Annotated in this window: 11 protein-coding genes; all 11 read left to right on the top strand. The window is 42.1% G+C overall.

Features of this window, described 5'->3' with window-relative positions:
• Window positions 1-33: 33 nt before the first annotated feature.
• The gene (locus AB5542_RS08770; RefSeq protein ID WP_279037168.1) at window positions 34-3,513 is read left to right on the top strand and encodes a TonB-dependent receptor; all 3,480 of its coding nucleotides are present in this window, start codon (window positions 34-36) and stop codon (window positions 3,511-3,513) included.
• Between the two features lie 18 nt (window positions 3,514-3,531).
• The gene (locus tag AB5542_RS08765) at window positions 3,532-5,487 is read left to right on the top strand and encodes a RagB/SusD family nutrient uptake outer membrane protein (RefSeq protein WP_118303984.1); all 1,956 of its coding nucleotides are present in this window, start codon (window positions 3,532-3,534) and stop codon (window positions 5,485-5,487) included.
• Window positions 5,488-5,524: 37 nt separating this feature from the next.
• Window positions 5,525-6,943 (top strand): DUF4959 domain-containing protein, encoded by a 1,419-nt coding sequence (locus tag AB5542_RS08760; RefSeq protein WP_118261466.1) that lies wholly within the window; start codon window positions 5,525-5,527, stop codon window positions 6,941-6,943.
• 10 nt (window positions 6,944-6,953) lie between these two features.
• A complete protein-coding gene (locus AB5542_RS08755) occupies window positions 6,954-8,663 on the top strand; it encodes a DUF4998 domain-containing protein (protein ID WP_087421543.1) in 1,710 nt (569 codons plus the stop codon).
• A gap of 107 nt (window positions 8,664-8,770) precedes the next feature.
• Entirely contained in the window at window positions 8,771-9,142 is a 372-nt protein-coding gene (locus AB5542_RS08750) for a hypothetical protein (protein WP_288215169.1), read from the top strand.
• Complete coding sequence (locus AB5542_RS08745; RefSeq protein WP_288215170.1) at window positions 9,093-9,521, top strand: hypothetical protein; 429 nt, start codon at window positions 9,093-9,095, stop codon at window positions 9,519-9,521. Before AB5542_RS08750 ends, AB5542_RS08745 begins: the two co-directional genes overlap by 50 nt.
• A complete protein-coding gene (locus tag AB5542_RS08740; protein WP_087421546.1) occupies window positions 9,518-10,210 on the top strand; it encodes a hypothetical protein in 693 nt (230 codons plus the stop codon). Before AB5542_RS08745 ends, AB5542_RS08740 begins: the two co-directional genes overlap by 4 nt.
• Before the next feature lie 13 nt (window positions 10,211-10,223).
• A complete protein-coding gene (locus AB5542_RS08735) occupies window positions 10,224-11,012 on the top strand; it encodes a hypothetical protein (protein ID WP_087421547.1) in 789 nt (262 codons plus the stop codon).
• A 184-nt stretch (window positions 11,013-11,196) separates the two neighbouring features.
• Window positions 11,197-11,976, top strand: a complete 780-nt coding sequence (locus AB5542_RS08730; protein WP_118303990.1) for a hypothetical protein — start codon at window positions 11,197-11,199, stop codon at window positions 11,974-11,976.
• A gap of 68 nt (window positions 11,977-12,044) precedes the next feature.
• The gene (locus tag AB5542_RS08725; protein WP_087421549.1) at window positions 12,045-12,719 is read left to right on the top strand and encodes a hypothetical protein; all 675 of its coding nucleotides are present in this window, start codon (window positions 12,045-12,047) and stop codon (window positions 12,717-12,719) included.
• A gap of 11 nt (window positions 12,720-12,730) precedes the next feature.
• On the top strand, window positions 12,731-13,327 hold the full coding sequence (locus AB5542_RS08720) for a hypothetical protein (RefSeq protein ID WP_140402599.1): 597 nt from the start codon (window positions 12,731-12,733) through the stop codon (window positions 13,325-13,327).
• Window positions 13,328-13,415: the final 88 nt, after the last annotated feature.

Below are 13,415 nucleotides of genomic sequence, written 5' to 3'. Positions count from 1 at the left end.
TTACTCATTAATTGAATAATTAAAAGCAAATTTATGAAGAAAAAACCGATTTGTTACACTTTTGGAGAGTGTATTTTTGGGAATGACAGGTTTTTGAAACGATTCCTGAGTTTGTTGTCTTTGTTTATCATAGGCAATATAGGTGTTGTTGTGGCTCAAGAAGTCCCGAAATTTACCGTGGATTTTAAAAATGCCTCTTTAACAGAGGTGTTTGATTATTTTGGAAAAAATAGCGATTACAAGTTCACGTACAACAGCGAGAACGTAAAAAATGAGACGAAAAAGATTACCGAATCTTTTAAGAATGTGACTTTAGAACAGATTCTTACAAAATGTCTGGATGGAACACGTTTTAGTTTTGAGATCGTGAACAAAAACGTGGTGATCACGCTGCGGAAACTACCGGACGTGAAGTTGACCGAGATTACTGGTCGGGTGGTTGACGAAAACGGGAATCCGGTCCCCGGGGCTACCGTGTTGATTCAGGGAACTACAAATGGTGTAGTCACGAACATGGACGGATATTATGTGATTAACGTGAGAACGACAGATGCTTTACGGGTTTCTTTTATCGGTTACAAAACGTCGATAGTGGAGCCGAGAGGGAAAACGAAAGTGAATATACGTTTGAATCCCGAGGAGCAAAAATTGGACGAAGTGCAGGTTGTGGCCTTCGGTAAGCAAAAAAGAGAGAGTGTAACGAGTGCCATTACTACCATACGCCCGATGGATTTGAAATCGTCTAGTAGTGATTTGACTTCCGCTCTTACCGGTAAAATTGCCGGAATCATCGGTTGGCAGACGGGTGGTGCTCCTGGTGCATTGACTGAAGAGGAAATGAACACCAAGTTCTACATTCGGGGTATCAGTTCTTCTAACGGAGCCTCAGAACCTTTAGTGTTGATTGACGGGGTGGAATCTTCCCGTTTGGATTTGGCACGTATGGCTCCAGAGGATATTGAGAGTTTCTCCGTGTTAAAAGATGCGTCGGCAACAGCGATGTACGGGGCACGCGGTGCAAATGGGGTTATTATCGTGACAACAAAAAAGGGAGAAGCCGGGAGTGTATATACTTCTGTACGTTACGAGGCAGTAGCTTCTATGCCGACGGATAAAATCGAAGTGGTGAATCCTCAAACTTATATGCGGATGTACAATGAGGCGTTGTTGGCGCGAAATCCGGGTGCTACTCCCCAGTATTCCTTGAATCGTATCGAACGCACGGGTAGTAAAGATTATCCCTCTTGGGTGTACCCTGCTAACGACTGGTTTAAGGTCCTGTTCAAAGATTATTCCGTGAACCATCGTGTGGGGGTGAATGTTCGGGGTGGGTCCGAAACAGTCCAATATTATGCTTCTGTCAATTATGTACGTGACCAGGGAATGTTGAAAACCGATCGGTTGAATCAGTTTGAAGTGAACATTAAGAATTCCACGCTTTCATCGCGTATCAACTTGAATGTAAATTTAAGTTCCGGTATCAGAATGTTGGTCTATACGAATATAAATTACGATAAATATCATGGACCTCGCTCTGAAGTACAAACTGCTTATGCTTATGCATTCAATGCTTCACCAGTAAATTTTGCCCCTACTTATCCGGGTGATTTCGAACATGGTTGGCCGCATTTACGTTTCGGGAGTGTGAGGAAAGGTAATGGCGTTGCCCTTAATCCATACGCTCAAATACAGAGTGGTTATCAAGATCGGAGCCGTTATAGTGCGACGACTAAATTAGAGTATATCCATAATTTATCTGGATTGGTGAAGGGATTGGAATTACGAGCGAGTGCCTCTTTGTCAAAAACCGGGTACGAGATGAATGCTTTTGAGTTCAGACCTTTTTATTATGCGATGGATGCAGAAAATGGGGGGTATGATTTTGAAACCGGAGAACATAAATTGACGCTGTTGTCGAATGGACGACGGACCTTGCAAAAGCCTTATCAGGGAGGATCTGCCTCGACTTCTTCCACGCAATTGGTGTATGAAGGTCGTATGCTGCATACCGCAGCTTGGGGTGGGGTTGATGCAACTTTGCACCAGACATCGTTGACGGCTGTATTTCAGGCACTACAAGCTAATTCTGCTCCGGTGAGTGATTTGTTTGGTAGTTTCGAGCAACGTAACTTGAGTTTTTCCATGCGTGGTAGTTACGGATTCTTAGATCGTTACTTTGTAGAGGCGAGCTTTGGGTATAATGGTTCTGAGCGTTTTACTAAAAATAATCGAATGGGGTTTTTCCCGGCTGTCAGCGGAGCCTGGATTATTTCTAAGGAAAATTTTATGCAGGGAGGTATCAATAAATGGATCTCGTTCCTAAAGTTGAGAGGTTCATGGGGGAAGGTCGGTAACGACGGAATCATCAAAGACCCTCGTTTCGTGTATATGCCGGAAATTATTGGAGGGCCAGGTTATATGGACCCGGAACCGGGATCACAGCAGCAATTAAGCCGTAAAGAGGTTAAAAATTATGGTGACCCGGATGTGAAATGGGAGGTGTCCGAGCAGTTAAATCTCGGTTTGGAGACCCGCTTTTTTAAGGATATTTTGGAAGTCAACCTTGATCTTTATCAAGAGATACGTCATAATATTATCGAACAACGAGTTACTATTCCTGCTCAGGTGGGGGTGGAAGTGAACCCACTGGACAATTTGGGTAAAATTCGGGCTCGAGGTTTGGATCTTTCTGCTAAAGTGCAACACTCTTTCAGTAATGATTTTTGGATTATCCTAAACGGAACCTTTACTTATAACAAGGCGGTTTACAAGGAGTTGGAAGAGGCAAAGGATAAACCGTATTGGCAGTTGAAAACAGGGTACGAGCTTTCTCAGCGGGTAGGATATATTGCTGAAGGGTTATTCCGAGATCAGGCGGAGATCGATAACTCGCCACAAGCAAATACTGGTATCATGCCGGGGGATATTCGTTACCGGGACGTGGATGGAAACGGGACGATTGATGTGAATGATGCGGTACATATCGGTTTCCCGGAAACTCCGCGGATGGTGTATGGTTTCAGCGGTTTTATCAATTACAAGAACTGGGAGTTTAACTTTTCGTTCCAAGGATCTGGTAAGCGAGGATTCTTTATTAATCCGAAAGCCTTGTCTCCATTTGTGGAGGACCATGCGATGCTGAAGGAAATTTACGAGAGCCATTGGACGGAGAAAAATGTGGATAACCGCCCCTTCTGGCCCCGTCTTTCCGTGCAGGACATCACTGTTTATAACAAGCAGGAAGATTGGAGTGCGAATAACACGGATGATCGCCGTTCCACCTATTTTATGCGGGAGTGTCGTTTTTTACGTTGCACGGCGTTGGAACTGGCGTATAACTTGCCATTGGGACTCCGCAAAAAATTGCGGATGCAGAACGTGAAATTCTTTGCTCGTGCCAACAATCCTTTTTTGATCTCCAATTTTAAATTGTGGGATGTGGAATTAGGAGGAAACGGGTTTAATTACCCTATTCAAAAGACCTACGCTATGGGTGTTAATATTAGCTTCTAATTAAAAAACAGAGATAAAATGAAACATTTATTATCTTATTTATTACTTCCGTTTTTACTGTTCACGTCTTGTGACAGTTGGTTGGATGTGGTGCCGGAGGAGGATATCGCAACCATCGATTCGGAATTCGAGACTTATGATCAGGCTTACGTGTGGCTGAAAAGTGCTTATGCCTATATGCAAGACCTTTATGACCGGTGGGATGATGTGACTCACACTGGGTCAGATGAATTAGTTGCCGACAATTACATGAGAAATACACTTTATTATCATCCGGAAGGATTGGATATTATTGGCGGTATGCAGAACGTGTTAGATCCTTATGGAGACACGTGGCTTAATATAACCAGTGCTAATGGTGTGCCTTGCCGGAAAGATTTTTACACGCAAATCGTGATTTGTAATCATTTTATTACCCGTATAGACAATGTATATAATTTGCCGGATAAAGATAAGGAGGAATGGAAAGCGGAAGTGGTTGCGCTAAAGGCCTTTTATTATTTCGAGCTGGTACGTCGCTACGGCCCGGTAATGATTGTGCCGGATCAATTTGATCCGAATCAGGATGTCGAAACATTGAAGTTACCTCGTCTTCACGTGGATACTTGTTTCAATTACATCGTGAGTCTTTGTGATGAGGTGGTCGATTTACTTCCCTCCTGCAATGCGAAACAGAGTGAGCGACGTGGATATTTCAATAAAGAGGCTGTTATGGCATTGAAAGCGCGGGCATTATGCTACCAGGCTTCTGATCTTTTCAATGGTAATCCCGATTACGGAAATCTCAAAAATAAACAAGGAGAACCTTTGTTCAGTTCTACGGCTGATCCTCAAAAATGGGAGCGGGCTGCACAGGCTGCTATTGATTTAATTAATTATTGTTCCGAAACAGGATCAGCGAACTTGGTGAGTGGCAATTCTGCTAATACGGAATTACAGGGTTATATGCTTGATATAGAGAGATCCATTCAGACGTTTGGGTGGTTGAGTGACGAGGTGTTGTATATGATTAGGCTACAGCAGGGAGACGGGTTATTTAACTATACCTTGCCTAATTTTGATGACGGTTCGAACCATACGTTGCCGGGAGCTTGTTTGACGCCAAGCATGAAAATGGTAGAGATGTTCTACACGGAGAATGGTTTACCCATCGATCAGGATTTGAAGTGGGTAGGGGGTGGAAATCCTTATGCTCTTAGCGTGGAGACCGACCCGAAGTATACTGATGTGGTTGTTTTGAACGAACCTGTATTAAACCTTCATCGTCGCCGTGAACCCCGTTTTTATGCTACTATCGCTGCCGATCGTTGTTATTGGCGCTTGGGTACTGGTGCAAACAATGTCTATTTGATGAAAGTTTATCAAGGTGAAGGATGGGGATTGAATGAAAAACGTTTGTCCGCTACCGGTCCGCAAAACATTACCGGTTACTATTTGAAAAAATGGTCTTCTTCGAGGGCGACTCTTCTCGGCCATCAAAGTGGTTTAGGGAGTTTGGGAGAAAGACCGGCTTCTATTTTCCGTTTGGCAGAGATGTATTTGATTGCAGCCGAGGCTCTGAATGAGTGTAAACAAGCTCCTGATGCGGAAGTGTACAAATATTTGAACGTGGTGCGAAAACGGGCAGGAATTCCGGATGTAGAGGAAGCTTGGAAGAATGCCAAGGACCCGGGTAGAGTGAAAACGAAGACTGGAATGCGAAATATCATCCGTCAAGAATGGAACATCGAGTTTGCTTTTGAGGGATACAGATTCTGGAACGTGCGGCGTTGGAAAATTGCCAATGTCGAATTTAACGAGAAATCCTTGGGGTGGAATGTGATAGGGAATAATGCTAATAGTTTCTATAATAATGGACGAGGCCCGGTGGTGGTTTATTCCGGCAATAAGTTTGTTGCACCGCGAGACTATTTCTGGCCTATTCGGAGTGAGGAGGTGCAAACGGCCGGTTGTGTGCAAAACCCGGGATGGTAAATTAGAATTTAGAATTTAAAATTTAGAATTTAGAATTATGACGCAAAAGATATTATTCTTTTTATTGATACTGGTTGCATTCGTTGCTTGTAAAGATGACGATGAAAACGGTTTCGACGTGCCAGTGGAGTTTCGGAAAATCTCTTTTGATCCGGTTCCGGGAGGTGCGGTGATGCGCTACAAGTTACCTGACAATATGAATATTTTTGGAGTACGGGCCCGTTATAAGGATGCTTACGGGCGGCAGTTAGTAAAAGAAGGAACCTATCTGACTGACACATTGTTGCTGAACGGTTTTGCGGAGGCGAGGACTAACGAGCCGGTACAGTTGACTTTTCTTAATAATAACCTGAAGGAATCGGCACCGCTGGAAAAGACGTTCAGCACACAAGATGCAGCCACTGTAGCTCTCTTCGAACATCTAACAGTAAACCCGTTTTGGGGAGGTTTCAACGTGACCTATACGTCGCCAGCTATTGTGGAGGGAACGGTACATATTTTTTATGTAGGGATAAATCCTACCACGAAACAAGAGGATAATATCCTGGTGGGAAGTTTTCCTATTCTAGAAGGGGGAGACACGCTAAATTTTGAGTTGAAACAGGCGTTGGATGAACTGAAAGTGGTTGTACGGACGGATGATTTCGAGGGAAATCAAGTGAAAATGCAAATCTATGAGGGCATTGATGCCTTGGCGATGGAAATGCTGTCTCCGGATCAGTTTACATTCTCTTTTCCTCCGGCTTTGCAAATCGAAGATGAACCCCACGAAATCGGCGTGAAATATCTTTTCGATGGGAAAAAGAAGGGTGCTAATTATCGGAAAAATTACCAGCGAGGTGATAACTACAAGTTTGGTACTTTTGTTGCAGGGCCGAATGCCTTCGGGGAACGTTTTGTCATAGACTTTGGCACGCCGAAGATTCCTGCTATGTTGCGTGGGGATGCTTTCCTATATCATGGACGTGATTATCCTTATGCTAATCCCAATTATCCTGATCCGACTAAAGATATGTTTGTTTGTACGTTATGGACAGCCGTGTATACTTCTCGATTAGCAAGTAAGATCAAAGTGTACGGGACCAATGCGGAAAATCCTAGTACAGCGCCTCTCAGTGAGTGTACTCTGCTTTATTCCTTGAATGATGATCCGGGATGGACTAATTTTTATCGTAATGCTTGGTGTCGTTTCTCTGATTATCAACAAGGTCCTAATGACAGAAGTTCAGCATTCAAGGACAAGGATGACAAGACTTTTGAGGCGGCAGATCCCATCTCTTTGGATATGAAGTGTAACTATTTAGGTAAAGCTTTTCGCTACGTTTTCTTCATCATTGAGGATACGTATATGAGTCATCGTTGGTCAAATAACTATCCGTATGGATATGAGGATAATGCTAATGAGTACATCACTTTCGACGAGCTAGAGGTATTTGTAAAGATGGAAAACAAATAAAGGAACAATTATGATGAAAAAACTATATTATATAATCGGCCTGCTTACCGCGCTCTTTGTGGTAAGTTGTAGCGAGAGTCTTGAAGAGACCTACGACGAGTTTGCCGGAGACGGGATGATCCGCTACTTGGGCAAATGTGCGGATGTGGAGGTAAATCCGGGGTGGGAACGGTTACAAGTGGTGTGGAAACACAATATTGATGCCGGGGTAAAAAAAGTAAAAATCACGTGGAAATCAGATAAAGGATCTGGTGAAATGTTCGCCAATCCTTGTGATCCAGACAGTGAAGATCTGATGGATACCGTTTATATTGATAATTTGGGAGATGCCATGTACACGGTACGGGTGAACAACGTGGATGCCAATGGAAGAGAGTCATTAGTGGAGGAAAAATACGGTCGGCCGTATTCCTACGATCACGAGGATTTGCGCTCCTTCTCGCGAGGAGTCACGGCTTTTAGTCGCATGGGGGACAAGTTGGCGGTAGTGCTTGATCAGGATAATGAAAATGTTAAGGAAATGATGTTGTGTTTTAAAGATAGAGCCGGGGTGGAACATACGTGGGATATGAAAGCCCACACACACGATTCTCTTTCTTATGAACAGTGGGGAAGTGCTGTTGAGCTAGGACGTGACTATTTTTTCTTGTTGCCTGATGAGGTTGGTGTGGATATTGATTTTAACCAACCGATTATCGTGCAGCGGAAGGGAAAATTGTTGGGATGTGTCGATGAAATTGACTTTAAGGATGAAACATTGAATCTGAATGAAAGGTTGTGGTCTACGGCATTCTCCCAGCTGATGCTCGGTGTCTACGGACAGGATTGGGAGAACCGGGTGAACGAGGTGGAAACCTTGGAAATGGATTTCGATATGACTTCCATGCAGGATTTGATGTATTTCCCGAACTTGAAGAAAGTTGTTCTTGGTAAAAATCGATACATGGATTCCCAGTATGTCAAAAGCAATCACAGTACCACGGATGAATACGTGGGTTTAGTGATGTTGCAATTTTTGAAAGATACTCGTCCCGATTTCACAGTAGAGCGTTATAATGAGCACTATTTTTACCAAAAAGATGCTGTTGGAACGTCTTTTTTCGATGCATATAAAAAAGCAGGGAAATTGACGGATTTAGCATTCGAGGAGAAGGGAAACAGCAATATGCTTGATAAACCGGTCTACACGCCGTTGGATACCCTCGGCTGGGAGGTAACTTGTTCTGATACCGTGTATAACGGTTACAAGGATAACGGGGCTGCCATGTTGCTTTTCGACGGGTTGAGGCATGTCGTGGTAGATTATGGTTATGGCTATACGGAAGAATATGACGTGGAGGTGTATTTTGAGCCGGCAGAAACGGTGGGCGCCAGTGTTGTCTCCGTAACTTATGATATGAAAACTCCTCAAATTGTGGATGGTTTTAAAGTGGGACAGCCTACCCGTAACCAAAAAGGAGATACAGATTACTTGTTGTCTAATTTGAAAATCGAGTTTTCTACCGACGGTTATACTTGGACGAATGCCAATTACACGGATGGAAGTGCCTCGATAGGGAACACCCCCGGAGAGGAAACTTATCTTCTAGTACCGGAGGAAATGCGAACTCCTGTACGGTATATTCGCCTGAAGATGTCGAATCGTCCGATCGGCACGATCAGTAGCTTGACAAAGTACTGCTTGCGTTTGGGTAAGTTTATTCCGTGTACGGTGGAATAGTTTAACTACTAACAAAATAGTATTTCCCTGTCTTGCGTGCGGGCAGGGGAATACTTCCCTTTCGTTTGGTACGTGAGAACGATTACTACGAATTTAAACCGGTAATGATGAAGAGAAATAGATATTTAATAATATTCGGTATCATTGTTTTTTTCTGGAGTTGCGCAGAGTCTGATTTACGATTAGAGGAAGAACAACTTGTGATTTCTGAATTGAATCTTCTTGCAGGGAAATTGAAAGTTAGTGATTTGCTCGTAGAGAATAGTCCGGAAGGGTGGAAAAGTGCTACCGCAACGATTTTGGATAATGGTATAGGAAATAGATTGCTTGAGTTTGTTTACGCTCTAAGTCCGAATAAGCCTTTTGTTCATTTTGAGGTAATACTAGATAAAGATGGAAATCCGGAAATGAGTTATATCGGAATGAATTATGGTGAGAGAGGGAAAAATAGGCTATACTCAGGCGGCATTAATAAATGAATACAAAGACGAACTTCTATTCCATGAATTTTTTCATGTATTCCAGTATGCAGGTAAGGAACCTGCACTTAATAGGAGTGATGAACTAGAAGCTTACCTTGCCCAGTATTTTTATGCCAGCAGTCGAGAGTATTCTGCATGGGTTATAGATAAAAAATTTACAGAGCGTATTATGGAGCTTGCATCATATATTGATGCAAGTACCGGCTATTTGCGGAAAGGGGTTGATTACGAAGAATTTTATAATGTATATACAAGTGCTTTAGATTATCTTGACGGACATCCCAATTATAGTGGTGACGGTTGGACGTCAGGTAGGGTTGAAGCAGGTTTGTATCCTTTTCAAAAACTTGCAAAACTACTAAATCAGAATTTATGAAACGTATTGTTTTATTATTTGCGGCATTGTTTAGCGTGAGCATGCTTTTTTCGCAAGAAGTGTTCAGGCTCGGAACTGTGAAAGGAGAATATGTGACGTATAAAGTGAGGGAACAAAAAGATGTTCCAACACGTTGGATTGTCAGAAATGTTCATAACCCGGATACAGCTATAAAAATAGTTCCAAACCCGGGAGTGATCTTTTCCCAGGAGAAGGATATTGAAATGCAAATAGCAAAGATCTTACATGAACATTTATCAGCGGAAGAATTGTTGGAAATGAAAACGAGAGAAAAGGAAGGAGGAGTTTGTTGGTTTGAGGTCATTCTTCGTGTTGATCGCAATAAGTACAAGTTATTGCAAGTAACTTGTTTTAGATTTTGCAATAAGTACATGGCTGGAATGAGGAGACCTCCGGAGAAACGTCAGGATTACCCCGCTTCATATAATGATTTTTGGTTGAATATTGATCCAGACCGATTACATGCGATAGAAAAAGATATCGTGAAGCGAGTGGTGCTACCGGAGAAAATGCCGGAAATACTTCTAACGGATGATTTTAATATTTTGATAATGCCTCGTGATTTGGGTGATATAAAAAAAATAAAAGAAGAGAGAAAGAAAGCGATAGAGCGTTGGAAAAAGGAAGATGTTAAACCTCGAGCAGGATGGCCTCCCATGATTTTATAGAAAAAAAACTGATATGAAAAAGATATATATAATTTTCACAATATCATTCTCTTTTTTGAATACATATGGACAAGATTTTCAAAGTTTTAAACGGATTGAAAACAATTTTACTTGGATTGTTCCTTTAGATTTAGAGCGGGAATTTGAAGCCTTGCAGCAAGAGGTTTGGGAAAAAGGATTTGATTTAGGAATAGCTTACGTAACCCGTGTCCGCAAGGGAAATACTCGTTGGGATGAGGAAGTCGAGTTCTTTAAAGCAAAAGGATTGTTGGATACAAATGCCTCGGTTCCCGATACACTGACCTATTGGTTGGAATCGCGAGTTTGTCTTACAAGTAAAGAAGGTGTAATCCAACCTTATCCTAAAGAGTGGTTGGAAGCAATACCTGATACATTGACGAAACGTTTGTGGAAACGAGGAGACGAGCTATATAGCAAGGTGAAAAACAAGAATTATTTTGATGTATATGCTTTAGTGAAGAACACGGGCGAGGTGTTGTCCGTCTATTTTCGTGTAGATTCGGCCTTGTTGGACGTGGTTCAAGAAAAGGAATTGCAACTGATTTATGATGCGGCCATAAATCAGCCTTTCCACCCGGATTGTTTTGACTTTAATCGTCCGGATGGGAAATTGTTTATGGATACTATGGATAAATACCCAGAGGCGGATTCACGTGTGAATAGAGAAAAACGCGATTCAATAAATAAGATTCGTTACAAGATGCTGGCAAACGCGTACGATCAAAAAATCCCTTGTGTTTATGGTGTGTTGCATTTTTTTAGTCTGAAGAAGGGTATATAGCTTGTGGTCTTGAACTTTGGAGGAAAACGTTGGAAAAGAAAATTATAACAAATATAGTACTTTTTTACAAGCACTTAATACGGTGCCGTTCTATAGCGGTGATGGATGGGTTTCGGGGTTGGTTCAACACGGTTTCTATCCTTTTTAAAGACTTATAAGATTATTACGTGATAAATGAAAATTTATGAAGCATTTTGTATTTTTATTTGTGGCATTGTTTAGTGCGAGTTCCTTGTTTTCGCAAGAGGTATTTAAACTTGGGACGGTGAAAGGGAAACACGTGACGTATGAAGTGAAGGAACAAAATTCTTTCCCGTGGGGCAGAATTGTCAAAAATACACGTAAATCGGATACCGCTAAAGTGGAAGTGATGGATGTGTTCAACTTAGTTGCTCAAACATGGGATATTGAAATGCAGATAGCAAAAATTATTCACGATCGTTTATTACCAGGAGAATTGCGGAAGCTAAGTAAGATAGCAAAATCTTTTCCCTCGGATCATTTTCAAACGATGATTCGGATTGATAGTAATAAGCTGGTACAGGTGGAGTGGTTCGTGTTTTACGGCATGTATCGGGACGGGATACGGAAATGTGCCAGTGAAATTCCGGATACAACGAGACGTCCAATGAATTGTATCGATAGAGACAGTAGCGGAAACATAACAAAGGTGCAGTATTTTGTAAAAGAACCAGAATATCGGAAGAAGGAACCAGATGTTCCCAGTGACGGGTTTTGGATACATTTCGATCCCGACCGGCTGTATGAAATAGAAAAAGACATCGTGAAGAAAGTCATACTACCCCCGGGAATGACGAGGGATTTCGTGTATGTTTTACAGATTGGTATATTGTACGAGTATATCTGTAATTTGAAAAAGGCAAGAGAGGTGAGAGAGGAGGCGATCGAAGCTTGGAAAGAGGAGATGTTAAGATCTAGGTCGGGATCGGTTTCTAATATTTAAAATAACGAATAACAAGCAACAATAATATAAACGAGAAGAGTGAAATAACGAACTTAAACGATAGGCTTATGAAAATGAATGTATTGATTCTGGTGGCGATTTTCCTTTTGGGAAGTTGTACAGAGTCACCATTAGAAATGGAGCAAGAAGATGAAATTTTTAGCGATACACGAAGTGGGATTAGTCCGATAGATGAAGCTCTAGCGAATTTGAAAACTACGCGTTTGGGCGGACCGCTTTTGACGTATGCCAGTTTGAGGTGTCCGCCGAAGTACGTGATAGAATTTACTTCTACTTTCAGTATCCCCGAACGTTCTATGCGTTACATGGGGATGGGGTGGGTTTTATACAATCCGAATAATTTGCAGAATGGAGACCTTGAACAACTTGCATTTCATGAGTTGTTTCATATTTACAAGGACGGGAATGATGTTAACCGGGTGTTGAATGACGAAATCGAGGCGTATATGGCCCAGTATATTTTTTGTTTGAGCGTGGGGCGGCCCGAGATTTTTAAAACACCCAATGATGAGCTTACAGAGAATATAATAAAATTGGTAAAATGCATGGATTTGGATAGCGGAACTATTACATCCGATGAGTTTGCATCTCACTATGATAAGGCAATGAGAGCGATAAAGCAATGTTCGTTGTATCAAAATAAAGAGGGAGAGGCTCCATGGGTGGAATATCCGGTTCGTGATATATCCACCTTGTGTAATTTTTTAAGAAGTATCAAGTAATAACCTTTATCATGAAACAGTTTATTTTATTTTTAGTAATGGTTTTGAATACCGGAATGTTGTATTCTCAAACGGGAAAAGAATCAAAATCGGATATATTGGAAGGCAAGCAGGTGGGAGACACGCTAACGGGGAAAGGGGTAAAATACAAGCTTTACCGGGATAGCGATAATGATCTCTTCGTGTTGCAAAACTTGGCCAATCAGGACTCGACCGGTTTACGAGAGGTTTACCCGGATGACAAGATCGATGAATATTATATCCCGCAAGAGGTACGAGTGAAACTGGCGACGATCGTGGGGGCTTGCCTGCCCCCGGAACAACGGGCTATTTACAAACGGGGGTGGGCGGGTGTGTTTATACATTTTCGATTGAAACAGGGAAAAATCAAAGAGCTGGCATTCCGGTTTGATAAACCCGAGTGGGGAGATGTCGATCCCCGGTTTAAAGATAACGAGGAATATTTGAAAATGTTTTGGACGATGTCCGTGGATCAGTTTTATAAAATCGAGCGGGCGTTAATCGAAGAGATAGACTGGAGCGAGAAGAAGTGGGCTAGAGAGGGAACGTACTTGAAAGTACTTATTAACAGCGGGGTGGAGTGGTAGAGAAATAAATTACGGGTACTGAAAACATGAAAAAGTCATGAACACAACAAGAGTGAGTGGTGATGATTCGAGATGTGGAAAGCCAGAT

This window comes from Butyricimonas sp. RTP31003st1_G1_RTP31003_210430 (assembly GCF_040920905.1).
Classification (GTDB): Bacteria; Bacteroidota; Bacteroidia; order Bacteroidales; family Marinifilaceae; genus Butyricimonas; species Butyricimonas paravirosa.
Note: the sequence above shows the minus strand (reverse complement) of the source record. Positions and strands in the feature narration are given on the sequence as shown.